Below are 24,294 nucleotides of genomic sequence, written 5' to 3' on the forward strand. Positions count from 1 at the left end.
TAAAGAATAAAATCATATCATACTGAATGGTATGAAAGGGGGTGTTACCATGGTTCGGCAGAAGGAATTTGATGTGGAAAAAGCATTGGACGACGCGATGCAGCTATTTTGGGAGAAAGGCTTCGAAGCTACCTCATTATCCGATTTAACTTCGAAAATGGGCATCCAACGGCCAAGCATATATGCAACCTTTGGAGACAAGAAAGAGCTATTTGAAGCTGCGCTGCGGAAATATTCAGCGTCCCACGCCTCCAAAATTCGGACAAAGCTTCAGCATAGTTCATCAGTAAAAGCAGGGTTTCGTACTTTTTTTGAGGATATTGTGGAAGAGCAATACTCGGAAAGCTGCAATCGAGGTTGCTTTTGCATCAATACGATGGTTGAGCTTGCGCCTCATGATGAGAAATTTGAAATTCTTACGAGGGAACATCAGATGTATCTCGCGGCAATTTTTGAAGAAACGATCGAACGGGGATTGCGATCAGGCGAGCTTAAAACCGACATGAATGCAAAAGCATTGGCGCAAACACTGGTTGTGTCGTTAATCGGACTTACGGTGATGATGAAATCTCGCCCTGAGCGTTCATTTGTCGAGCACTCCATAGAGGTCATACTTACGCTGCTTGAATAAAAATTAGCATAGAGCAGCGTTTCTCAAGACGCTGTACAATGAATGCATCCCGGGATCAAAAAAGGTGCCGATGGTACACGGCACAACTTGATCCCTTTGGCTGCCAAATCCTAATCGGGAGCTTACAAATGCAGCGTAAATACGGCTGCGCATTCGGGAACATGCGTCAATTGTTCACGCGCGACCTTGTCGGCAATGGAGTCCCCAAAGAAAAATCGCGTGAGCCGTTCAGCTTGTTTACGGTTGTCAAACCGGTAATCGGTTCGTATCCATGTACAGGTAAAACCGTATTGCCGTTCAAGCAGCCCGAAATATGGCTTTAAAAAGTCCGGCGGATTCGGGGTTTCCGATCCTGTGCCGCCGTTTTCAAAAAGAATCGCCGTACCTCCGGGCCGAAGAATGCGCCTGATCTCGCCAATGACTTGACCGATATTGGCTTCCCAGCCTTCGACGTCGTCGCTGCCTAAATAGCAGACGCTCCATCCCGATACGATCAGATCGGCGCTTCGGTCTTCCGCCGGCAGGCTTCTATGATCGGCGACCCGGATGCTCCAGTTGCGGCAGCCTGCCTGCTCAAGCCTGCTTGCGGCTATGTGCAGCATCGCCTCAGACGCATCCAGCGCCAGGACGGATTTGGCCATCGGAGCCAGCGTGCACGCGAGTCTGCCGGTGCCTGCGCCAATGTCGACAATATCAAGCCCGACCGGCGATTTAATCGCTTCAATCACTTGAAGCAGGCTGGGCTGGTGCGAGATGAGCAGCTCATACTGCTCGGCCTTGCTTGCATAAATTTCCGAATGATTCGGCATGAAAAAATTCCCCCTCACAACTTGATTGCCCTTTTACAATAAGGCATGACGTTAGGTGAAGGTCAACAGTTTCAGTTTAACGGATCGGAACCGCGTACACGATGTGAAGCAGCTCGTTGATTTGCCGGTGCTTCGTAATATAGCCGTTATCTTCAAACCATTGCAGCAGCGACGGACAGACGGAATAATATTTGTTCTGTACGGCATCCGCAAGCCCGGTATGCCCCTGCTCGTTTAATGATGTCAAATAAGCATCCCGATGGCTGGCGTTTTCGAACATCAAATCGGCGATACAAATGGTTCCATGGGGCTTTAACACTCTGCGCATTTCGCCGAGCGCCAGCTGCTTTTGTTCGTCGGTGATATGATGCAAGGCGAACGTGGTCACGATAAAATCGAACTGCCCGTCCATATACGGAATCGCCAGAAAATTGCCGCGTTTCACCTCCAGTCCGGCGTATTTGCGGCTGGCCTGCTTTAGCATTTCCATCGATTGGTCGACTGCGGCCATACGAATTCCTTGCAGCAGAAATTTTCCGGCCAAATTGCCGGTCCCGGTGCCAATGTCCAAACCCCGTTCTCCCGCCTTCGGCGCCACCCACTGAACGACCTGTCTCAACGCTTGATCGTAGTCCTTGTATTCGTTGGCGTCATTCAATATTCGTTCATCGTGGGTGAGCGCCTGATGGTCGAAATTCCATTTGTCCGTCCAATTTGTCCGCAATTCCCTTAATTTTTTTGAACCGTCCGCAAGCACGAAAATATCATCGAGCGGGAGCGAGGCCCGCTTCCTTACAAGCTCGATCATCCGGTCGGTCGTTTCAATGATCTGTTTCAGCTCCAGCCATTGGGAAAACATGACGGAGCGCTGCATTTCCAAATAATACAGCAGCTCTTCCTGATCGATGTTTTCAGCTTGAGCCAGCGCTTTCTTTATATCCTCGATCGTCATTCCGGCTTCCCGCAGCGATATAACGGTTTGCAATCTCCAGATTTCTTTTTCTGAAAACGATCTGTACTGGTTGCCGACCTGTTTCGCGGGAGCGATCAGTCCTTTTTCCTCGTAAAAGCGGATGGCTCTCGGAGAAATATTCAATTTGGCTGCGGCATCCTTAATTTTCATGCGATATGCAGCTCCCTTCACTATGGAAAACATTAACCTTACGTAAAAGTTTTGAGGTCAAACTTAACAATCGATTGCGCTTCGACAGAGATAAACCAGACTGCCGCGATGGCCGGCAGCCTGTTTCGTAAAGTCAGGCAGAGAGACTTTCTTTGCAGTTGTGCACAGCATGCCTTTATGATAGCCATAAGCGGCCTCCAGGGCAATACCGGTCAGGAACAATCAATCCGCTCATCCCGGCGTTGAAAGGTGAAGATGAACGTGCCTGAAAAAGCGGCGCAGCCCGTATTTATGGATGAAACAAGGCTTCAAACATCGTTCTGCCTTTCTTCACCAACCACGCCTCGAAACTCATCAGATGAGGATGAAGCTTGCGCAGCGCGGCAAAATCGACTTCGTAGCCGTCTCCGTTCAACCATTCGTACAGCCTGGCTAACGTTTCGTTTTGCTGACGAACGGTTTCTATCGGAATATGTGTGTAGCGGATCGGACGATTCAAAGAACGCGAGATCGCCACTGCCAGTTCAGCAGGCGTCAAGGCATCACCGGCGATTTCGATCGTTTTCCCGACAAAATGGCCAGGATCGTTAAAAGCAAGCATAACGAACGTTCCGATATCGTCCACGGCGATCAGCTTCATCGGAACATCCGGTTTTGTCGCTTCCGCCAACACCCCGTTCCGTATGCCGAAAAACGGGTTCGCGTAGCTTTCCATAAATCCCGACGGACGCAAAATCGTCGCCTGAACATCGACCGACCGGATATACCGCTCGATCTCCCATTTCGCCAAATACCGGAAGCGTGACTGCTGCTCCGCACCGTTGACCGATGAATAGACGAGATGCCGAACGCCGGCACTGCGCGCCGCATCAACGACATTTATACCTAGCCGGATTTCTTCGGCCGTAGAAGCGTCGCTTGGCTGCCATTCGGGAGGCTGAACGCTAAAGACCCCGTATACGCCTTGCATAGCAGCGTCCAAAGCCGCGCGTTCCCCCATATCACCCTGAACAAGCTGTGCACCGGCTTGTGCCAGCGCTTGAGCGGCCTTGCTCGCAGGGTTGCGGGTAAGGGCGCGTACCGGCCAGCCATTCGCCAGTAAATGCGTTGTAACGGAGCCGCCTTGCTGGCCGGTAGCTCCCAATACTAAAACCGTTCCGGATACAGACATCATGTGGTTCCTCCTTATTGCGATTTGGAAGTCCGGTGAAAAAGCCGCTGTACAGGCGGATCATTCAATCGAATCGCTGCTTGCGTGCTGGCGCTTCTCCGGAACAATTCCGCTTTCACCGCCGGTTGTTCACTGGACTTTCAGGGCTGTTTCCAGCAGCTGCTCGCATCATGTATACGCCCTATTGAAATATTAGCTTAAATGCTATATTTTCATAAGGAGACACTTTATTTAGCTGTACTTACGAATAATAAGCGCGATGTCAGGAGTGATCGATTGAACGGGAATGAAGAGCAGCGATGTCTCGCCGCAGTCAACGAAGCGCTGCAGGTGATTGGCAGCAAATGGGCGTTTCACGTCATTGCCCAATTGTATTACAGATCCCAACGTTTTAATCAACTGCGCAGAAGCCTAGGGAATATTAGCATCAAGTCGCTGACGGATATTTTACGGCAGTTGGAACAGCATCAAATCGTTCACCGCCAAGTATTCCCGACCATCCCTGTCAGCGTCGAATATTCTTTAACGGAAAAAGGGAAGGAATACCGGTCAGTGCTTCTGCAGATGCGCGAGTGGGGAGAAAAGTGGAACGGAGATCCGAATAAATAAAAGCCAGTCATTCTTATGCAGAATGGGCTGGCTTTCTTGTTGTTTAGGAATTTATGCGCAGCATGTTTCCGTGCATAATCGGGGGCTCCCCCAAAAGTAAGGTCAAGAGTTGCAAGCACTCTTGACGAAACCCGGTGGACGCGGGTTAGCGGAATTCGCTTCAGGGCTTCACTTCACTTTTAGGGAACTTTGTTCTTAGACGGTTATTCTTCATTTTGCGCGTCAAGCTGCTCAATATTCAAAACGATAGGGCAATGATCGCTGCCCATCACATCGCAGTCAATTCCGGCGCCGAGCAAAGAGGGGGCCAGTCTTGCGGAAACAAGAAAATAATCGATCCGCCATCCTACGTTCCGCTCCCGTACCTTGGGCATATAAGACCACCATGTATAAGCGCCTTCTTTATCAGGATAAAAATGTCTATAACTGTCGATAAAGCCGGATTCCAGCAGCTTCGTCATTTTGTCCCGTTCTTCCATTGTAAAGCCGGAGTTGTTGCGGTTCGACTTCGGGTTTTTCAAGTCGATTTCGTGATGGGCGACATTCAAATCGCCGCAGGCAATGACCGGCTTCCGGGCATCCAACTGCTGCATATAATTTTTGAACCGATCCTCCCACGCTAATCTGAAGTCGAGCCGGGACAAGTCGCGTCTTGCATTCGGCGTATATACATTGACAAGGTAAAAGCTATCGAATTCCAAAGTGAGGATCCGTCCCTCGGGCTCGTGCTCCTCATCTAAGCCGTAACGGACGGAAAGCGGCTTTATTTTAGTAAAAACGGCGGTTCCCGAGTATCCTTTCTTTATCGCATGATTCCAATACTGCGTATAGGCCTCGTCTTGCTCCAGACAAATTTGACCTTCCTGAAGCTTCGTTTCCTGAATGCAGAAAATATCCGCCTCTGTCTGCAAAAAATAGTTGTTAAATCCTTTGTTCACGCATGCTCTTAATCCATTGACATTCCAGGATACCAGCTTCATCGCACAATTCCCCTTAATGTGTATCGACATTTTCTGCTCCAGTGTACCATGAATATCGGATTTCGAACATCTCCGGCCAATGGTTTTGCGCAGGCCGATTTCGGCATTCACATATCCGGCTGTATCTCCGCTCGCGGAAAACGCATCGCAATCGTGCTGATGCATGCGTAATTTGGCCACATCATGATCGGTCCGTCTTTATGCGGACAGTTTCGCGGCTTCCTGCTCCAGCGCATTCGAACCTCGAGCGTGTATATCTGCCATCGGCTCGGCGCTTTTTTTCTACGGAGCAAGATGTTAAGATTAAAGCGGACTTCATATATGAAATGAATAATCGGCGGAGGGCCGTCATTTGTATACACATAAGTTGAAACAAAATAAGAAAACCTCTATCGAGGCCATTCCAAGATGAGCGACCGCGATTTACATGTAGGTTTTCTTGAAACATAAGAATTGTTCAGCTTCGCTGAAAACTTATGAATTCTTATGTTATAAGAAAGGAGATCGCCGTGAGCTTTCAATTGACGGAACGGGTCATTAAGCTGCTGTGCGGCTCAATCTCTTTTGAAAGAGGAGAAGCGTATTACGCCGCGGGTAAAGTGACCTTCACGAATTACGATCCCCGGGCTTCCCTATACGAGGCCGAGGTGTCAGGCAGCAGCGATTATCGGGTTATCGTCGAAATCGACGGCAACGGGGATGTGGATGCCGAATGCGAATGCTCGGCATTTTATTCGTATGAGCACTATTGCAAGCATATTGCCGCCGTATTGTTGAGCATCCATGGAATCGAGCATAACGGCAGATCGCCGGTCCGCTCCTATGCCTCCAAACTGCGGCTGGAGCAGCCGGGAGGCGGCATCCGCAACGGTTCCGGACGCAGGGAGGCACGCCTTGCCGTTTCCCCGGGCAGAGCTTCATCGGCTTTGGCGGATGCGGCGGGAGATGACCGGCTAACGCAAAGCATGATGGGCCTGTTCAGCGGCAAGCCGCCGCGCGCGACCGGCGCCGGAACGTTTTTTGATACCAGAACGGCGTTGGACGTGGAGTTTATATGCAAGCCATATGCATACAAATTCGGAAACTACTTGTTCGGAATCGAGCTGAAGATTGGACCGGGGAAGCTGTATATCGTCCAAAAAATAAAACAATTTCTTGACCGTGTCGACCGGCGGGAAACGTATTCGTTTTCCAAGCATTTTATATACGATCCGGAGCTTCACAGCTTCCGGCAGGAAGACGATGCCGTCATCCGGCAGCTGATTCGGCTTTGTCGGCAGGAGCAAATTTATAAGGAACTTGCGACCCCAAGCTACCTGCATGCGGCGGGCGGAGGCGACAGGCTGCTGTTGGTGCCGCCGGCTGCGTGGGAAACTGCCGCGGCTCTGCTGGCCAAAGCTTCGGCGGTGAAGCTGGAGCATAACGGCAATGTCTATGAAGGCATCGAGACAGCCGACGGACCGGTTCCGCTTCATTTCGGATTCGACCAGGCGCCGACGGCAGAGCCGGCGGAAGGTTATCAGCTTGACGTTCAAGGGCTTGAACGGATTACGGTTCTTGAATCGTACGGACTCGTTCTGTCTGAAGGCAAGCTGTTGAAGCTGCCGCCCGAATCGTGCAGCCGCCTTGCCGAGCTGAAGCGAATGTTCGAAGCGTCCCGCATGGAACGAATCCGGATACGGCCGGAGCAGATGGAGCCATTTATGGAGAAGGTGATCCCCGGATTGATGAAGCTGGGCAGCGTCCGGATTGCTCCGTCGGTGTCCGACCGTATCGTTCATGCTCCGCTCAAGGCGAGATTGTATCTGGACCGTGTAAAGGACAGGCTGCTTGCCGGCCTGGAATTTCAATACGGCGATATCGCCTTCAATCCGTTGGAAGGAAGCGGCCATAAGCGCGGGAGCGACCGTATCCTGATGCGGGACGGGGAACAGGAGCGGCAAATTATGGAGCTGATGGACTGCGGCTTGTTTGCCAAAACCGAAGGCGGGTATTTTCTGGAGGAAGAAGAAGCGGAATATGAATTTTTGTATCATATCGTCCCTCAGCTGGAAAAGCTGGCGGATGTATACGCCACCTCGGCGGTTAAAGCCAGGCTGTTTACGAAGCATGCTCCGCCGAAAATATCGGTGGATGTATACGGGCGCACGGAGTGGCTGGAGTTTCAGTTCGATATGGAGGGCATTCCCGAATCGGAAATACGCGAGCTGCTGAAGACGCTGGAGGAGAAACGCAAATATTACAGGCTGCCTGACGGCGCGCTGCTGCCGCTGGAAAGCGAGGCGTTTCAGGAAATTATCCGCTTCATGAACGAGGTCGGCGTCCGTCAGGCGGATTTCAATGAAACCGGATTTCGTCTGCCGGTCGTTCGCGGACTGCATCTGATCGATGCGCAGCGGCAGGGCGATGCCGTCAAGCTGGGCAAAGCGTTCCGCCGGCTGCTGGATCACGTACGGAATCCGGATCACCTGGATTTTCCCGTACCCGATAGCCTTGATCCGGTGCTGCGCGACTATCAGAAATATGGGTTCCAGTGGTTGAAGACGCTCGCGCATTACGGGTTCGGCGGCATTTTGGCGGACGATATGGGACTGGGCAAGACGGTGCAGAGCATCGCTCTGCTCGTCTCGGTGCTGCCCGAGATTCGCAGCGGCGGGCAGCCCGCGCTGATCGTCGCCCCGGCCTCGCTCCTGTACAATTGGTACAACGAGCTGAACAAGTTTGCCCCGGACATTCGCGCGGCCATTGCGGACGGCGACAAGAAGGAGCGCGGCGGCATCTTGAAAAGCAGGTCGCAGATTGACGTCATCATTACCTCGTACCCGCTGCTGCGCAAAGATTTGGAAATGTACGCAGGGCGGCCGTTTCATACGCTTATTCTCGATGAGGCGCAGGCGTTCAAAAATTATGCGACCCAGACGGCGCAGGCGGTGAGGCTGCTGCAGGCGCGCAACCGGTTTGCGCTGACAGGCACTCCTGTTGAAAACACGCTGGAGGAGCTGTGGTCCATATTCGACGCCGTGTTTCCCGGTCTGTTTCCGGGCAGGAAGGCGTTCAACGAGCTGTCCCGGGAAACGGTGGCCAGACGGGTACGGCCGTTTATATTGCGGCGGTTGAAAACGGACGTGCTGAAGGAGCTGCCGGAGAAGATCGAATCGCTGCAAGCGTCCGAGCTGTTCCCGGAACAAAAAAAGCTGTACGCCGCTTATTTGGCCAAGCTGCGGCACGAAACGCTGAAGCATTTGAACGAGAGCAATTTTCAGAAAAACCGGATCAAAATATTGGCCGGTTTGACACGGCTTCGCCAGCTGTGCTGTCATCCCGCTTTGTTCGTCGAAGGCTATGCCGGCGGATCGGCTAAAATGGAGCAGCTGCTGGAAATTGTGGATGAATGCCGAAGCGCGGGAAAACGAATGCTGATCTTTTCCCAGTTTACGGAAATGCTTTCCTTAATCGGCCGGGAGCTGGGCGTACGGGAAGCGCCGTATTTTTATTTGGACGGGCAAACCGCCGCTTCCGAGCGGGTCGAGCTGTGCGACAGATTTAACCGCGGCGAACGCGATTTGTTCCTCATATCGCTCAAGGCGGGTGGAACGGGGTTGAACCTGACCGGGGCGGATACGGTGCTCCTGTACGACTTGTGGTGGAATCCGGCCGTTGAACAGCAGGCCGCCGACCGTGCGCACCGCATCGGACAAAAGAACGTGGTGCAAGTCATACGTCTCGTCGCTCGAGGAACGGTCGAGGACAAAATGTACGAGCTGCAGCAAAAAAAGAAAAACTTGATCGATGAAGTCATTCAGCCGGGTCAGGAATCGGTATCCGCTTTGACGGAGCAGGAAATCAAGGACATCCTGATGATCGGCTGAAATGCCGGCGGCGGGACTCATGTTATGCTAAACAGCTTGCCGGACCCGTTCTGAAGTGCAGGACTCGTTCCGATGACGACGGTGGCATCCAGTTCATAGGAACTGACGACCTGCGGGATCAATCCGCTGAGAGCGAAAATTTCGACAGACTGAGGCGCCTGCCGCTCGCTGGTTTCAACCAGCAGGCGGCCTCCCGGTGCCAGCCAGAGCGGCGCCGCGGCCGCCACCCGCCGCAGGACGTCGAGCCCGTCCGAGCCACCGTCAAGCGCTACCTGCGCCTCATGTATGCGGGCCTCCGGGGGGAGCAGCCCGATCGCTTCAGTCGGTACGTAAGGCACGTTGGCGAGCAAAATGTCGACGCGGCCCCGCAGGTTGACGGGCAGCGGCTCGTAAAGGTCGCCTTCATACACGTGTCCGCCGGCGGCAGCGACGTTGCGACGGGTGCACCGCACCGCAGCGGGATCGATATCGGCGGCGTACAGCTCGATTCGTTCCACGGCAGCGGCCAGCGCGGCGCCCAATGCGCCCGAGCCGCAGCACAGGTCCACCACGACGGCTCCTGACCGGGCGAGGTCGGCGGCCTGGCGGACAAGAAACTCGGTGCGTCGGCGAGGGACGAAGACTCCCGGGTCCACCGCTATCCGCAGACCGCAGAACTCCGCCCAGCCGACGATGTGCTCAAGGGGCAGTCCAGCGGCCCGCCGGTCCACCATGGTGGCGAGGTCGTCCGGCGTTCGTGCCGCTGAAATGAGCAGCCGGGTCTCATCTTCGGCAAATACACAACCGGCGGCCCGCAGCCTGGCTGCAATATCCATAGTATTGATGTTCCCGAAGTTCAAGGATGCTTTCTTTAAGTCCATAATTCCCCTCATTTCGGCATGTAGGATCGTTTCGCTTCGTATATGACTCATTTTATCCCTATTGTCTGTTACAGGACAGGTATAAATTCGTTATAAGGAACTGTCTGTGGGGACAGATTAGCCGTCTCCATCAGTCCTGCCTAGTATTTTCAATATATATATGGCAGTAGATGACATATTTCCATGTGTATGATGAAAATGACAAATGTCTTGGAAGGAGATGGCGGGAATTGAAGAGGACGCTGGAGGGGAAAGTCGCGCTGGTTACCGGAGGAAGCCGTGGAGCGGGCCGAGGCATAGCCGTAGAGCTTGGAAAAGCCGGGGCCAAAGTTTACGTATCCGGGAGAAGTCTGCGAGGGGCTGCGACCCGAGATTATCCGGGGAGCGTTGACGAAACAGCCGAGGAGATTTTCGCGGCGGGAGGAACGGCCTATGCATGCCGCTGCGACCATACAAACGATGAGGAAACAAAAGCGCTTATCGAGAAAATTCGACATGAGCAAGGGCGGCTCGACATTCTTGTGAATAATGTTTGGGGCGGGCATGACCTGGGGGTGGATGTACAGCCTCGGCCTTTCTGGGAATATCCGCTGAAGATGTGGGAAACGATGTTTCAAGGCGGCGTGCGGGCGCAATTGGCGACCAATTATTACGCGATTCCGCTTATGTTGGAGAACGATAGCGGGCTCATTGTTCATACGACCTTTTGGGATGAGGATAAGTATTTGTCCTCCTTCTATTACGATCTTGCCAAGAACTCTCTCAATCGAATGGCTTTCGGATTGGCTCAAGATCTGAGGGACACAGGAATCACGGTAGTTGCGGTATCTCCGGGGTGGATGAGAACGGAGCTGGTATTGGCGAGCTTCCGTACGGACGAAGACCATTGGCGCGAAGTAGAAGCTCTGAATCGTACCGAATCGCCGTATTATGTTGGGCGGGCCGTGTGTGCGCTGGCAAATGACGGTCGTATCGGTCATAAAAACGGACAAGTGATGCAAGTTGGCGAGCTTGCCAAAGAATACGGATTTACGGATATCGACGGGCGGTTGATCCCTCCGTTCCGAATTTAATCCGATTGGTTTCCGCTTTGAGCGTGACGAAGACAATAAAACATATGTTGAAGCTATGGCCGTTTGTCGGTAATTTACCGAGGAACGGTCGTTTGCGTTTGCAGCGCCCCTTCGAAATTCCGACAAACATCCCCCGAGCACACAATTAAAAAAACAAACAAATTCGTAAAATCGTCTCCTGTCCATTTGAAAGCGCTTTTGTTAATTTAATAACCACAAGCTGTTTCTGAGGTGAGAGGAGGTTGTGCCATGTCCAATGCGACAACGTATGAGGAATCCAAACCAACCCATAAAACGATGAGCAATAAAGTTTCGATATGGAGGAGGGACAAAAGCGAAACGAATCTATCAGGATACATTTTCATCTCCCCCTGGTTGCTCGGATTTTTGCTGCTGACGGTATGGCCGATTGCACAGTCTTTTTATTTATCATTCACAGAGTACTCGCTGCTGAATGATCCCGTTTGGATAGGTACGGACAATTACTCCAATATTTTGTTCAAAGACAAGCTGTTCCGCACTTCATTGGGGGTTACGTTCACCTTTGTGGTCGTAGCCGTTCCTTTAAAACTGTTCTTCTCCTTAATGGTCGCCATGCTGCTCAACAAAAACTTGAAAGGCATGAATTTGTACCGTACAGCCATTTATTTTCCTTCCTTGATCGGAGGCAGTATCGCCGTATCCGTACTTTGGCGCAATATGTTCAGCCTCGACGGCTATGTTAATAATGTGCTCAGTTGGTTCGGCATTCAAGGAGTAGGCTGGATTTCGAACCCGGATACGTCGCTCGGCACGCTCATTCTATTAAGCACGTGGCAGTTTGGCTCGACGATGGTCATATTTCTGGCCGGGTTGAAACAAATCCCTTCGGAATTGTACGATTCCTCTGCCGTCGACGGCGCCGGTAAATTGAACCAATTTTTTAACATCACATTGCCGATGCTGTCACCCGTCATGTTTTTTAATCTGGTTCTTGGAATCATCGGAACGTTTCAAATGTTCACCTCAGCATTCATTATTACAAAAGGCGGCCCCGTTAACTCGACGTATACGTACGCGTTGTTCCTTTTTGAAAAGGCATTCAAGCATTATCAAATGGGCTATGCCTCGGCGCTTGCCTGGATTTTGCTGTTGATCATTGCGGTGCTGACGGGCATTAACTTTCTGGTATCGAAATACTGGGTGTTCTACGAGTCCGAAGGGGGGAAAACGAAATGAGCGCATTCCGCCTGAAGGGAAATACGGTGGCGAACCACATCTTTCTAATCGCTATCTCATTGCTTATGCTGTATCCGGTTTTTTGGTGGGTGGGCGCCTCCCTCAAGAAAACGGAGGAAATGAAGCTTGCGACCATTTGGCCGCAAACGCCCATGTGGGAAAATTATGTAAAAGGATGGAATTTCTCAACCGAATTTACGTTTACGCATTTTTTTGCCAATACGCTCACGATGGAGCTGTGGAACGTGGTAGGCGGGGTTTTGACAAGCGCTGTCGTGGCCTATGGCTTTGCCCGGCTTCACTTTAAGCTTCGGGCTTTCTGGTTTTCCATCTTACTGCTGACGTTGATGCTTCCCGGCCAAGTAACGGTCATTCCGCAATACATTATGTACAATCATTTTGGATTGGTTGACAGCTACATTCCGTTGATTCTTCCGCATTTTTTCGGTGGCGGCGCTTTCTTCATCTTTTTGCTGGTTCAATTCATCCGGGGAATCCCGAGGGATTTGGATGAAGCGGCGAAAATGGACGGGGCTTCCGTTTACAGCATTTTCAGCAAAGTGATTTTCCCATTGTTGAAGCCCTCCTTGGTCACGGTTGCCATCTTCACCTTCATTTGGAGCTGGGATGACTTCTTCGGCCAAGTGCTATATTTAAGCTCCGTCGAAAAATATACCGTCGGGTTGGCGCTGCGGATGTTCATCGATCAGTTTGAAATTCAATGGGGGCAGCTGCTGGCCATGTCGCTGCTTTCGATTGTTCCCTCCGTCATCGTCTTTTTTCTGGCCCAGAAGCATTTCGTCGAAGGAATTTCGACCACCGGTTTGAAAGGCTAACGCTCCGGCAAGGAAGCAATTAAATCAAAAGGGGGATTGGAAGTATGAATCGTTATCGGACTTGGGGCACAGGGGTATCTTTAGGATTGGCTGTATTGTTGACGGCTACCGCATGCAGCGGCGGAAGTCAGGGCACATCGGTCAAACCGGATTCAGGCAAAAGCGGCGACGGAAGCGCGAATCTCAAAATCATGTGGTGGGGTCCCGATACAAGGCACAAAGCGACTTTGGCTGCCCTCGATATTTATACGAAGCAGAAGCCAAACATCAAATTTACGCCCGAATACCTTGCGTGGGACGGCTACTGGAGCAAATTGACGACATTGGCGGCTTCAAAATCAATGACGGACGTGTTGCAGATGGACGGCGCCTATATTCAGGATTACGCCAGCAGAGGCACATTGGAAGATTTGTCCGATATCGATTTGAAAGGAATTGTCGATCCGAAAATTATCGATAATTCCAAAATTAACGGCAAATTATACGGCATTCCGTTGGGGCATAACGGGCAAGGCATGGCTTATAACAAAACGGATCTGGAAGCGGCCGGCGTCAAGCTGCCTCCCAAAAACTGGACCTGGGAAGATTATTTCGCCTTTGCCAAAGAAGGAAGAGCGAAGCTGCCCAAAGGCAAGTACCCGATCGGCGATCCCTCCAACGTATGGGATAATTATCAGTACTACCAGACGGCTAAAGGGAAAGGGCCCATTATGATAGACGGCAAAAAGTTTAATTTGAATAAGGAACTGTGGTATGAGTACCAAAATATGTTTGCCCAATTCCGCAAAGACGGCACGGTACCGCCGCCGGATGTGACCAAAGCATTCGTGGATAACGATCCGAAGGGAGATTCCATGGCTTCAGGGACGGTCATGACGAAGGGGGTAACGGTAGCTTCCGTATCCGTGATGGAGCAGCTGCTGCCGGGCAAGATCGGGCTTGTGACCATTCCTACAGGACCTTCCGGCGGAGGTTGGGCTCAATCCACACTTTTCCTGAGCGTCAGCTCCACCTCGAAGTACAAGAAGGAAGCGAAGGAATTCATTCGCTGGTTCATTACGGATAAAGAAGCTGGGAAAGCGCTGGGAACCTCGCGCGGCATTCCGATCAATAACGAAATTTACAAGGAATTGGAGCCGAACCTTCAGCCTACGGATATTATTAGCAGAAAATTGCTGGATACGGTTATTGAGAAGGCGCTCCCTTTCTATCCGGCTCCTACGGGCTGGTCGGAATGGGTTCAAGCATATCAGGCCGAAATGGAAGCGGTTTGGTTCGGCAAAAAATCGCTCGATGACGCCTACAAAACGATCGAGACAATGGGCAAAGAGGTTGAAACCAAGCTTACGAATGCGAAGTAAGGTTCGGGGAAGCCGATAATCAGCCTTTGGAACGAGCAGGTTGTTGGGCCTCCTTCCGGGGGGCTCTATCATATTTTTCAAATTGAATGATGAGGTGATCTTGTTGAAATTAGCCGAAATGTTCTCCTCCCATCCGAATCAGCTTTGGCATCTTGCCAAGCAAATGGGCGTTAATTACGCGGTAGGCCCGCTGCCAAAGGAAGAAAACGGATTAAAGCCGTGGGATTTCGTCAATCTGATGCATATGAAAAAACGGTTCAACGACTCCGGACTCGAGCTGGCCGTTATCGAATCGCGCCCGCCGGCGAACAAAATCAAATTGGGCTTGCCCGGCAGGGACGAAGAAATCGCGGTCATTCAAGAGCTGATCCGCAATATGGGGAAGGTGGGCATTCCCGTCTGGTGTTATGATTTCATGGCGGAGTTCAACTGGTTCCGCACGTCCACCACAACCCGTACCCGCGGGGGAGCTCTTGTGTCTAGCTATGATCATTCCTTGATGAAGGACGCGCCATTTACGGAAAATGCGCCCATCAGCGAGGATCAGCTATGGGAAAACCTGAAATATTATTTGGAGGCGATCGTGCCTGTCGCCGAGGAATCTAAGGTCAAGCTCGCGCTGCACCCTGACGATCCGCCGATATCGCCGATTCGCGGCGTATCCCGCATTTTGACAAGCGCAAGCGCTTTACAGCGGGCTATCGATCTCGTGCCGAGCGAATACAGCGGTATTACGCTTTGTCAAGGTACCCTCGCGACAGCAGGCGACCATATTCCCACAGTCATTCGCAGCTTTGCGGAGCAAGGCAAACTGTTCTTCGTTCATTTCCGCGATGTGCGGGGAACTGCCGAGAAATTCGAGGAAACATTCCATGACGACGGTAAAACGAATATGCTGGAAGCGATGAGGACGTACTTTGAAGTAGGGTACACAGGGCCTGCGAGGCCTGACCATGTCCCTACGATGGCAGGGGAAGACAATGCCCATCCGGGCTACGAGCTGCTGGGGCGGCTGTTCGGTGTAGGTTATATCAAAGGACTGATGGAAGCCGCCGGAAGCTGAGCGCGTCAGCCGGTTGCGGAACGACCATTTCGGGCTGTGCCGATTGTATAACATCGGCCGGAACGTTTCGCGTCAGAGCAATGGGAAGCGATTGACGTGACAGCGCGGCCCAAAAGCTTACGCTTCGCATGCCACCGTTCTTCAAGATTGCCGCCTATCCGGCGGCTCTTGCTGTTTTAATTGCTCCGAACAATTTTGACAAACGCGTCCGTTCCTGAGGACGGCAAAGGCGCATACCTTGTCCGAGGCGGAAAGAAGGTGCTGTTATGGAAGATTCTTTGGAAATACGACAGATGAAGAACAGTGACACACAAGTGATTGCAAACACATTGGAATTATATTATATGGGGAAATCCGAAAATTACATCGCAAGATGCTTTGAAGAAAATCAAGCCGGTGCGAGACTGACTCTCATAGCATCCTGTAACGGAAAGTTTGCCGGTTGGCTGCATCTGCTGACCACTTCAAGCTATCCATTTTTTGCGGATATGAAAATCCCCGAAATCAATAACTTTGAAGTGATTCCTCCATTACGGCGCCGGGGGATAGGCAATGCTTTGATGGAGGCCGTTGAGCAGAAGGCAAAGGAAACGCATGGGAAAGTCGGCATTGGCGTCGGGCTGATCATGAGCTATGGAAGCGCGCAGCGAATGTATGCCAGGAGAGGCTATATTCCTGACGGCAAGGGGATCATGTACGATAACCAACCTGTCGAGCCGGGGCAAACGGTTCAAGCGGATCATAACCTGGCGTTATTTTGGGTTAAGCAACTATTGAAATAAATGAGGGCGGTGAAGCTGTGAAAGTTTTGTTTATTGGCGGTACCGGCATTATCAGTACAGCTGTATCCAAGCTGGCAGTGGATAGAGGAATCGAGCTGTACGTATTCAACAGGGGGCATAATCAAGAGCACGTCCCGGAAGGCGCCAAAGTTATTACAGGCGATATCCGGAACAAGGCTTCGGCAGATGAAGCGCTGGGAGTTACCGCTTTTGACGTTGTGGTGAATTGGATCGCCTACACAGAGGCGGATGTACGTCGGGATATCGAGCTGTTTGAAGGGCGAACGGAGCAGTATATATTCATCAGCTCTGCTTCAGCCTACCAGAAGCCGCCGCTGCATTATTTGATCACGGAGTCGACGCCGCTGGCCAACCCTTACTGGTCGTATTCCCGCAATAAAATAGCGTGCGAGGAAGCGCTGCTCGAACGGTATCGCACATCCGGGTTTCCGGTAACCATTGTCCGCCCTTCCTTAACGTACGGGTACACAATGATTCCCGCAGCGCTGAACAGCTGGAGCAAACCATGGTCAATCGTAGACCGCATGCGTAAAGGAAAGCCGATTATCGTTCATGGGGATGGCACCTCACTCTGGACGATGACCCACAATACGGATTTCGCCAAAGGCTTCGTAGGGCTGTTAGGGAATCCGCAAGCGATCGGCCATGCTTTCCATATTACTTCGGATGAAGTTTTAAGCTGGAATCAAATTTATAACTCGATCGGGAAAGCGGCTGGCGTGGAGCCCCGGTTGATTCATATAGCGAGCGATTTTATTACGTCCGTTTCACCGGATGAAGTCGGTAACCTGCATGGGGATAAGGCGGCGAGCGCTGTATTTGATAATACTAAAATTAAACGCTTCGTACCCGATTTCGCAGCTACGGTTCCCTTCGCCATGGGCGTGCGGCAATCGGTGGAATGGTTCGAGGCGCATCCGGAGAGATGTCTTGTCGATTCGGAGTGGAATCATCAGATGGATCACATTATAGCATCTTACAGCAGCCGGTAGCGGATCAGTGGAGACTGTCGATTAATTGTGGGGAACAGACTTTCTCCAAGCCCTTATCCGCTTTTAATCGACTGTCTCAGAGTACGGCGCATGCTCCAGGGCTGTTCTGCTCGCCCCCGTCATCATTCCGGTCATTGTTTTATACCCCTTCCGTTAAGCTTGCGGCAGCTTGAACTTGAAAATCCAAGTTCCGGGCTGGCGCATTTTTAAAGATTTGAGACAGGCATCGGAAGCTTTGCATAACGCTTCTTTTTTTCTGTAGGGCAAGATGATATTATAATGCGGTAACAATACAATCGCATCGCATCTACTTTGAAGGAGCGGTAGTCATGGAAACGAGATTTGTGAAAGAATCGAGATGCTATAAAACATCCAGAGTTTTTCCTACGGATGTCAATAACCACAACACGCTGTTCGGCGGAAAATTAATGGCTTATATCGACGATATCGCCTCGATTGCGGCATCCAAACACAGCCGGTCCTTCGTCGTGACGGCATCGACAGATTCCGTCGACTTTTTGCTGCCGATTCAGATGACGGATTCCGTCTGCCTGGAATCATTCGTTACATGGACAGGGAGAAGCTCGATGGAAGTATTCGTCAAGGTTATTACCGAAGATTTGCAAAATGGCGAGAGAGCTATCGCCGCTACCGCTTTTTTGACGTTCGTCGCTCTGGACGAGCATAAGAAGCCGCTTCCCGTACCGCGGGTCGTGCCCGAGACGGAGGAAGAGAAGCGGCTCCACGAAACGGCGTTGAGACGGGCGGAAATGCGGCGGCACCGGCGGGAGGAAAGCAAGGAATTCGCCGATTATTTAACGGTCAAATTTTCTTGGGAATAACGTTAAATTTCACACGATTTACGAATTGTCGGATTGTACGGCATCGGGAATTGGAATATACTATTTTTAACGAAATTACCTGATAATTCGATGCATATCACTTGCCAATAAATTGAAAATGCCAATGGCAGCGCTTGAATCTTGCGCAACTTGGGATAGATGTAAATCGAGTCATAGAGTCAAGCTGCAGCTGCGGCATGGTCCGGGAGGGCGGATGAAGATGAAAGAGCGCGTCCAGCGCCGTCAAGAAGCACCTGGCAAGTCCCATCAGGGGAGAGCCGCAGCGGGCGGTCCGCCGGCGTTCGCGTCGAATGTATCCCGCATGCAGAGCACGATCGGCAACCGTGCGGTAATGCAGCTGATGCGGAGCGAAGCGCCTCTTATCCAGCGTCTGCCCACTCGGCAGCAGGCGGAAGATGAAGCCGGAAAAGCCAAAGAGCATGTTAAAAATCCGCTGGCCAATACCTGGTTAGGCAAAAAACTGAAAGTAAAAGAAAACTTGAAAGAAAACAGTACGCGTTATCGTAAAGTTTTGGATAAATTGGATGTTTTCGATAATTATGTAAGCAGCACGGAGGTTGCCTCCGACTCCAATGCAATCCAGGCCCAGCTGGATCAAATTGTGCAATATTACGCGGATGTGGAGAAAGAAATCAGCCAATATGGAGCTGATAAAGAGGACGGCAAGCCCGATGAGAAGATTGAATATTTTCAGAAGGTGGCCGCGTCAATCCCAGCCGAAAGGGCGCAGGTCGTCGTAAAGGGCCATGAGCTGATGAATAATCCTCCGGCAAAAGGAATGAAGTGGAAAACCGCTACATCGATCACTCATGGCACGATGGTGCTGAACGATAAGATGTCGACCAACCAGACGGAAAAGGGCGGTATCAACAGCGTAAGCTTCTTCAAGCAGGGCCGCAGTGAAGGGGCGTTCAAGCAGGACAAGACAAGGATTTTAACGCCGGACGAGCTTGGCAAAGACGCTTCGGAGGATGAGAAAGAAGCTGCGGTTAAAGAAAGCGGTATTGCCGAAGATTTCGGAATCGATATGCAGGACGCCCGGCTCGCGAAGCGCAACGTTGCCATGTCGCGGCTTGACCAGATGCTCGGCGCCGGAGTCATCGCCAAGGCGGAGCTGGCTGTGTATCAATCGCCTGACGGCCAATCGGTGCAAGGATCGTTTATGGAAAAAGCGAAGGGCGGAGAAGCCGGCAAAATGGGCAAGTCCGGAAAAATAGCAAAGGGCGGTCAAGGGGGCGGCGGCAAAGTGGACGTCGACGACGCAAATCTCCAGCGCTGCTTATCCAGGCTGCAGTTGATCGATACGCTGGCAATGCAGGCGGACCGGCATCAAGGGAATTATTTTATCAATTACGATCAAAGCGGCAACGTATTGGGCGTTACCGGGATTGACAATGACATGTCGTTCGGTACCCGGACGGCAGTAGACAAGATGAGGCAGGAGTATCCGGGCCTGAGCAAATTCGTCGACCAGGAGCTTGCCGAACGGATATTGGCGTTAAAGCCCGAGGATTTGGAGCTGGCTATGCTCGATTTGCTGTCACCGGGCGAGATTAAAGCGCTTCTTACCCGACTGGAGAAGCTTCAGGCTCATTTGATGAAGCTGAAGAGCGATAATAAGCTGCTGACCCCGGCCCAGTGGGACCAGGCGACGGCGAAAGGCATGCTGAAGGAGTATCAGCCTGAGGAAGAGGGCGGCAGCTATTACGGCAAATTAAAGAATGATGTGGGATAATAATAGCCATGAGCTATTATGAGCTTGGCGGCAAAACAGGAGGGCGGGGAATCCCGTCCTCCTGTTTTGCGATTTCCGCAAGCTTCCCGGCCGCTTACGGCCGGGGACGGGTTCGGTTCGTCGGCAGCGCGACGAGCGGGTCATCAGGCCAGTAATGCTTGGGATAGCGACCTTTGAGGTCTTTTTTGACCTCAAAGTAGGCATCCCGCCAAAAGCTGGCCAAATCCCGCGTCACCTGCACGGGACGTTGGGCGGGCGATAGCAGGTGCAGCGTCAACGGGACTTTGCCGCCGGCGATGCGGGGCGTCTCCTGCAGGCCGAACATTTCCTGCAGCCTGACATGAATCGCCGGCGCCGCCGGGTTGCCGTAATCGACGGCAATCCGCGAGCCGCTCGGGACGGCGATATGCGTCGGCGCGACGGAGTCGAGCTCGCGGCGCTGATCCCAGGTGAGCAGCGATTCCAGCGCCTCGACGGTTTTCAGACGCTGAAGCTCCGCACGGCTTTTTATCCCGTAGACATGCGGCCCAAGCCAGTCGCCAAGCGCTGCCAGAAGCGCCTCGTCGGAAGCGTCCGGCCACTTCAGGTCGTGATGCCGCATGAAGCGGAGCCGTTCCAGGTATTGGTTTGCCGCCTTCGTCCAGGGCAGCAGCCCGAGCCCCTCCTCCGCGATGCCGGCGAGCAGCGCGGCAAGCGTCTCCTCCGCGCCCGGCGAAGCAAGCGGCGTTTCCTTCAGCACGAGCGCGCCGAGCCGGTGGCGGCTCCGTCCGCGCACGGCTTGGGCGGAGCGCTCCCAGACGATGCCGGATTCAACGGAAATCCGATCGCTGAAGTGGGCTTCAAGCTCCTGCAGGCTGACGGGAGCGGCCAGATCGATGCGGCTCTCCGGTCCGTGCCCGTCCAGATCGGCCGCAACCAAATAGGCCGCATCGCTGAGCGGCTGCTGCTGTGCGATATATGCGCCGCGCCCGCCGCTTAGCAGGAAGCGGCCCGACGACCGCCGCTGGCCGATCCGGTCGGGATATGCGAACGCCAGCAGCAGGCCGCAGTCATTCACGTCGTTCGGCTTGCCCTCTGCAAGCCCGAGCGCGCGCCGCCACTGGCGGGCTTCGGCGACGATGCGCCGGATGGCTGCCGCATCCGTCTGCGGCCCGGCAAGGCCGGCGGCGTTATCTGTGCCAATGCCGGGGCCGGAACCGGCGGCGTTCGCATCCGCCGCCATTGCGGCTCCGGCTTGGCGGCTGAGCCCGCCGATGGCCGGCAGCGCGGAGGCAGCGCCGTCCGGGCCGGCGTCATCGGCCGAGCTCCGGGCCGATGCGCGCCGGAGCGCCTCCAGACGCAGCCGCATGTCACAGTTGTGCGCGCCGTCGCCGCGCAAAATGTCGCGCTCGTTCAACAGCGCGGCCAGCTCGCAGGCGAGCGCGCCGAGGCCGAGCGGCACGGCTTGCAGCAGCATATGCGAGAGCCGCGGATGGACGCCGAGCTCGACCATCTGCCGGCCCTGCGGCGTGAGCGTGCCGTCTGCGGCGAGCGCGCCGAGCCGGCCCAGCAGCTCACGCGCCTGCGCATATGCGGCCGCGGGCGGCGGATCGAGCCACAGCAGCTCGTCCGGCGCCGCGCCCCACGCGGCAAGCTCGAGCGCCAGCGGCGCGAGATCCGCCTCCAGCAGCTCGGGCACGGTGCGGGGCGCGAGCTGCCTGTCGTCCTGCTCCGTCCACAGGCGGTAGCAGACGCCGGGCTCGAGCCGTCCGGCGCGGCCGCGCCGCTGATCCGCCGAGGCGCGCGAGACGGCGATCGTCTCGAGCCGCGTCATGCCGGTCCGCGTCGAGAAGCGCGGCACGCGCATCAGGCCGCTGTCAATGACGACCCGCACGCCTTCGACGGTCAGGCTCGACTCGGCGATTGACGTCGCCAGCACGATCTTCCGCGTGCCGGCAGGACCCGGCGCGAGCGCCGCGTCCTGCGCCTGCTGCGGCAGGCTGCCGTGCAGCGGGGCGACCCGTACGTGCGCGCCCAGCTGCATCGCCCGCAGCTCCGCCTCCGTGCGCCGGATTTCCCCGGCGCCGGGCAAAAAGACGAGCAGATCGCCGGACTCCGCCTGGAGCGCTCTGGCGACGCAGCGTGCTACGGCCGGCTCCATCCGGCCTTCGATACGCCGGTCGAGGTAGACCGTCTCGACCGGAAAGCTGCGGCCCTCGCTGCGGATGATCGGCGCATCGTTCAGCAGCGCCGCAATCGGCTCCGCGTCCAGCGTTGCGGACATGACCAGAAGGCGCAGATCGTCGCGCAGCACGGACTGCGCCTGCAGGCAAAGCGCCAGCCCCAGGTCGGCCTGCAGACTGCGCTCGTGAAACTCGTCGAAGATGACGATGCCGACGTCTTCGAGAGCGGGATCGCGCTGCAGCAGCCGGGTGAGCACACCCTCCGTGATGACCTCGATTCTCGTCTTCGGTCCGACCTTGCTGTCAAGCCTGACGCGGTAGCCTACAGTGTCGCCTATCTGCTCGCCCAGCGCTGCGGCCATGTACCGCGCGGCCGCACGTGCGGCCATCCGGCGCGGCTCCAGCATCAGGATGCGTCGTCCGTCCCATGCCGCATCGTTCAACAGGGCAAGCGGGACGCGGGTCGTCTTTCCCGCGCCCGGCGGGGCGACCAGCACGGCGCTTGCGGATGCGCGCAGCGCTTCGATGACATCCGGCAGCACCGGATCGATCGGCAATTTATGATTCATCGCTTTCAACTCCATGCTTACAAGCTCTCCATTATTGTAATCGGCTTCGAGCCGCATATTTCTTGATTGTACCATCAACCCGATTCAAGTTGAAGCAATATGCCGAAGAGCCCTGGCCGTTTCACGACCAAGGCTGAAAAAAAGTCTCTCTTAGTAGAGAGACAGGGCTAACGAATCGGTTTCGTTAAACGAATGCAGAATGGCCTCGCAGCCGACAATTTCAATGCTGATGATCGAGTCCAGGCATCGTTTGACCGCTCTTTTGCCTTTTACCAATTTGGCTTCGAGCGCGGAGGTCAGCAAATTGAATTTCTTTTTATTTTTTTCATCGGAGTATACGGGTATGGTCTTATTTTGAATCGTAATAAACAGTCTCATTCCAGTCACCCACCTAATAATTGGATATATAAATAGAATATATTACGATTATTAAAATAACCTTAAAAAATTATGACGATTTTATAAAAATCACAAATTTTTTTGTAACTTTATATATAAAGCACTCTCGCGATAATATCCTGATTGTAGTTGCCGAACGCGCTGCCGTACAAGGTCAGACCGTGAACATTGTCGGCTTTGGCCGGGACCGAAAACTTCAGCTTAATGTCGCTCCTGTAATCAAGCCCGATATCGGTCAGCGTCATGTCCGAAATTTTGCGGCCGTCGATAAAGGAGCCTTCCTTGTTGATGCGGAGCGTTTTGAGCACGCCGTATTGATTCAAATTCGGCAACCACCAATCGGGATTGAAGATGCCTTTTTCCCCGCCGAAATCGCCCGGGCTCGTCCAGTAGCCGATTTCCGTATCATTCAGGTGAAAGTAAATGTCGGACGGCCAATTGTTGCAGTAGCCCGGCGCCTCCGAACCGAGCTCCATAATAAACTGCAGCTCCTTGAACTGCTGATTCGGCTTCAAATAATTCGGAATCCGATATTCGAAAAATCCTTCGGTCAGCCATACGATTTCCGCATGAATATGCTCGGGATCGGCGAAATAGCGCGGGTCGTCAAATTCCCCGACAATCCGGTCCCTTGTGGCCAGCCCGCAGGTCGGAAGCGCTTCGTAGGCGCTGTAATGCCCGACTTTGATTTCGACCTCGTACAAATTTTTATTTTCTTTATTCCGCAAATCGACCATCAGCTTGTCTTCGTTCAGGTAGCACATTTTTTGAATGCCGTGCTTGCCGACGGCGGTGTTGATTTTGATCAGTCCGCTTTCCTCCAGCTTCTTGATGTGCATCGTGACCGCGCCGTTGGTCAAATTCAGCTTGCCCGCGAGATCATTCAGGTTTAATGTTTCGTGGACGGCAAGCAGCTCCATAATTTGAATCCGGATGTCCGAGCTGAGCGCCTTGAACAGCGGCAGCCCCGATTTCAGTTCTTTGATATGAATCATGGGTAAGGTTCCTCTTTTTTACTATTTTAAAAAATTATAAAATAAAAGACGCAGAAAAGAAAGTGTGAAATTGCCTTGGGATTTCGCTAAAAGCGCTAACATTTTATATTGACATGGCAATAGAGCATCCCATAAAATAGCAGTCAGGGGGATTATTATATAAAATGATTTAG

Annotated in this window: 20 protein-coding genes; 12 read left to right on the forward strand and 8 right to left on the reverse strand. The window is 53.2% G+C overall.

All coding sequences use genetic code 11. From position 1 onward, the window contains the following. Positions 1-49 precede the first annotated feature (49 nt). Complete coding sequence (locus E1757_RS30260) at positions 50-631, forward strand: TetR/AcrR family transcriptional regulator (protein WP_133235324.1); 582 nt, start codon at positions 50-52, stop codon at positions 629-631. Between the two features lie 122 nt (positions 632-753). Here E1757_RS30260 and E1757_RS30265 read toward each other — a convergent pair whose 3' ends face one another. The 3 genes from E1757_RS30265 to E1757_RS30275 all read right to left on the reverse strand — a co-directional run bounded on the left by E1757_RS30265 (position 754) and on the right by E1757_RS30275 (position 3,737). Then, positions 754-1,440 carry a class I SAM-dependent methyltransferase gene (locus tag E1757_RS30265; RefSeq protein ID WP_133235326.1) on the reverse strand — a complete coding sequence of 229 codons (687 nt, stop codon included), beginning with the start codon at positions 1,438-1,440 and terminating at the stop codon, positions 754-756. 76 nt (positions 1,441-1,516) lie between these two features. Further along, positions 1,517-2,563, reverse strand: a complete 1,047-nt coding sequence (locus E1757_RS30270; protein WP_133235328.1) for a MerR family transcriptional regulator — start codon at positions 2,561-2,563, stop codon at positions 1,517-1,519. Between the two features lie 289 nt (positions 2,564-2,852). Further along, positions 2,853-3,737 (reverse strand): NmrA/HSCARG family protein, encoded by an 885-nt coding sequence (locus E1757_RS30275; RefSeq protein WP_133235330.1) that lies wholly within the window; start codon positions 3,735-3,737, stop codon positions 2,853-2,855. Positions 3,738-4,010: 273 nt separating this feature from the next. Here E1757_RS30275 and E1757_RS30280 point away from each other — a divergent pair, with 273 nt between their 5' ends. Continuing rightward, positions 4,011-4,343, forward strand: a complete 333-nt coding sequence (locus tag E1757_RS30280) for a winged helix-turn-helix transcriptional regulator (protein WP_246079642.1) — start codon at positions 4,011-4,013, stop codon at positions 4,341-4,343. A gap of 203 nt (positions 4,344-4,546) precedes the next feature. Here the strand turns inward: E1757_RS30280 and E1757_RS30285 are convergent, their stop codons facing one another. Beyond that, positions 4,547-5,323 carry an exodeoxyribonuclease III gene (locus E1757_RS30285; RefSeq protein WP_133235334.1) on the reverse strand — a complete coding sequence of 259 codons (777 nt, stop codon included), beginning with the start codon at positions 5,321-5,323 and terminating at the stop codon, positions 4,547-4,549. A gap of 509 nt (positions 5,324-5,832) precedes the next feature. Between E1757_RS30285 and E1757_RS30290 the strand changes: the two genes are divergently transcribed. Beyond that, positions 5,833-9,192, forward strand: a complete 3,360-nt coding sequence (locus tag E1757_RS30290; protein ID WP_133235336.1) for a DEAD/DEAH box helicase — start codon at positions 5,833-5,835, stop codon at positions 9,190-9,192. A 17-nt stretch (positions 9,193-9,209) separates the two neighbouring features. Here E1757_RS30290 and E1757_RS30295 read toward each other — a convergent pair whose 3' ends face one another. Beyond that, positions 9,210-10,052, reverse strand: a complete 843-nt coding sequence (locus tag E1757_RS30295; RefSeq protein WP_246079643.1) for a putative protein N(5)-glutamine methyltransferase — start codon at positions 10,050-10,052, stop codon at positions 9,210-9,212. A 230-nt stretch (positions 10,053-10,282) separates the two neighbouring features. Here E1757_RS30295 and E1757_RS30300 point away from each other — a divergent pair, with 230 nt between their 5' ends. The 9 genes from E1757_RS30300 to E1757_RS30340 all read left to right on the forward strand — a co-directional run bounded on the left by E1757_RS30300 (position 10,283) and on the right by E1757_RS30340 (position 19,996). Beyond that, positions 10,283-11,125: an SDR family NAD(P)-dependent oxidoreductase gene (locus tag E1757_RS30300; RefSeq protein ID WP_246079644.1), complete on the forward strand. Its 843-nt coding sequence runs from the start codon at positions 10,283-10,285 to the stop codon at positions 11,123-11,125. Between the two features lie 297 nt (positions 11,126-11,422). Further along, positions 11,423-12,343, forward strand: a complete 921-nt coding sequence (locus E1757_RS30305) for a carbohydrate ABC transporter permease (RefSeq protein WP_133235388.1) — start codon at positions 11,423-11,425, stop codon at positions 12,341-12,343. After that, complete coding sequence (locus E1757_RS30310) at positions 12,340-13,179, forward strand: carbohydrate ABC transporter permease (RefSeq protein ID WP_133235340.1); 840 nt, start codon at positions 12,340-12,342, stop codon at positions 13,177-13,179. Before E1757_RS30305 ends, E1757_RS30310 begins: the two co-directional genes overlap by 4 nt. Positions 13,180-13,223: 44 nt before the next feature. Further along, entirely contained in the window at positions 13,224-14,540 is a 1,317-nt protein-coding gene (locus E1757_RS30315) for an ABC transporter substrate-binding protein (RefSeq protein ID WP_133235342.1), read from the forward strand. 103 nt (positions 14,541-14,643) lie between these two features. Then, the gene (locus E1757_RS30320; protein ID WP_165972364.1) at positions 14,644-15,603 is read left to right on the forward strand and encodes a mannonate dehydratase; all 960 of its coding nucleotides are present in this window, start codon (positions 14,644-14,646) and stop codon (positions 15,601-15,603) included. Between the two features lie 266 nt (positions 15,604-15,869). Further along, the gene (locus tag E1757_RS30325; protein ID WP_246079645.1) at positions 15,870-16,385 is read left to right on the forward strand and encodes a GNAT family N-acetyltransferase; all 516 of its coding nucleotides are present in this window, start codon (positions 15,870-15,872) and stop codon (positions 16,383-16,385) included. A 17-nt stretch (positions 16,386-16,402) separates the two neighbouring features. Next, the gene (locus tag E1757_RS30330; protein WP_133235344.1) at positions 16,403-17,398 is read left to right on the forward strand and encodes an SDR family oxidoreductase; all 996 of its coding nucleotides are present in this window, start codon (positions 16,403-16,405) and stop codon (positions 17,396-17,398) included. A gap of 329 nt (positions 17,399-17,727) precedes the next feature. Further along, positions 17,728-18,240, forward strand: coding sequence for an acyl-CoA thioesterase (locus E1757_RS30335; protein WP_133235346.1), 513 nt, complete (start codon positions 17,728-17,730; stop codon positions 18,238-18,240). Positions 18,241-18,460: 220 nt separating this feature from the next. After that, complete coding sequence (locus tag E1757_RS30340; RefSeq protein ID WP_133235348.1) at positions 18,461-19,996, forward strand: hypothetical protein; 1,536 nt, start codon at positions 18,461-18,463, stop codon at positions 19,994-19,996. 94 nt (positions 19,997-20,090) lie between these two features. Here E1757_RS30340 and hrpB read toward each other — a convergent pair whose 3' ends face one another. From hrpB to E1757_RS30355, 3 genes are all read right to left on the reverse strand, one after another. Then, positions 20,091-22,742, reverse strand: coding sequence for an ATP-dependent helicase HrpB (gene hrpB, locus E1757_RS30345; RefSeq protein WP_246079646.1), 2,652 nt, complete (start codon positions 22,740-22,742; stop codon positions 20,091-20,093). Positions 22,743-22,877: 135 nt separating this feature from the next. Next, positions 22,878-23,105, reverse strand: a complete 228-nt coding sequence (locus tag E1757_RS30350) for a 3-dehydroquinate dehydratase (protein ID WP_133235350.1) — start codon at positions 23,103-23,105, stop codon at positions 22,878-22,880. 110 nt (positions 23,106-23,215) lie between these two features. After that, positions 23,216-24,121 (reverse strand): ArsR/SmtB family transcription factor, encoded by a 906-nt coding sequence (locus E1757_RS30355; protein ID WP_133235352.1) that lies wholly within the window; start codon positions 24,119-24,121, stop codon positions 23,216-23,218. Positions 24,122-24,294: the final 173 nt, after the last annotated feature.

The sequence above is a fragment of the Paenibacillus piri genome (assembly GCF_004354045.1).
Classification (GTDB): domain Bacteria; phylum Bacillota; class Bacilli; order Paenibacillales; family NBRC-103111; genus Paenibacillus_S; species Paenibacillus_S piri.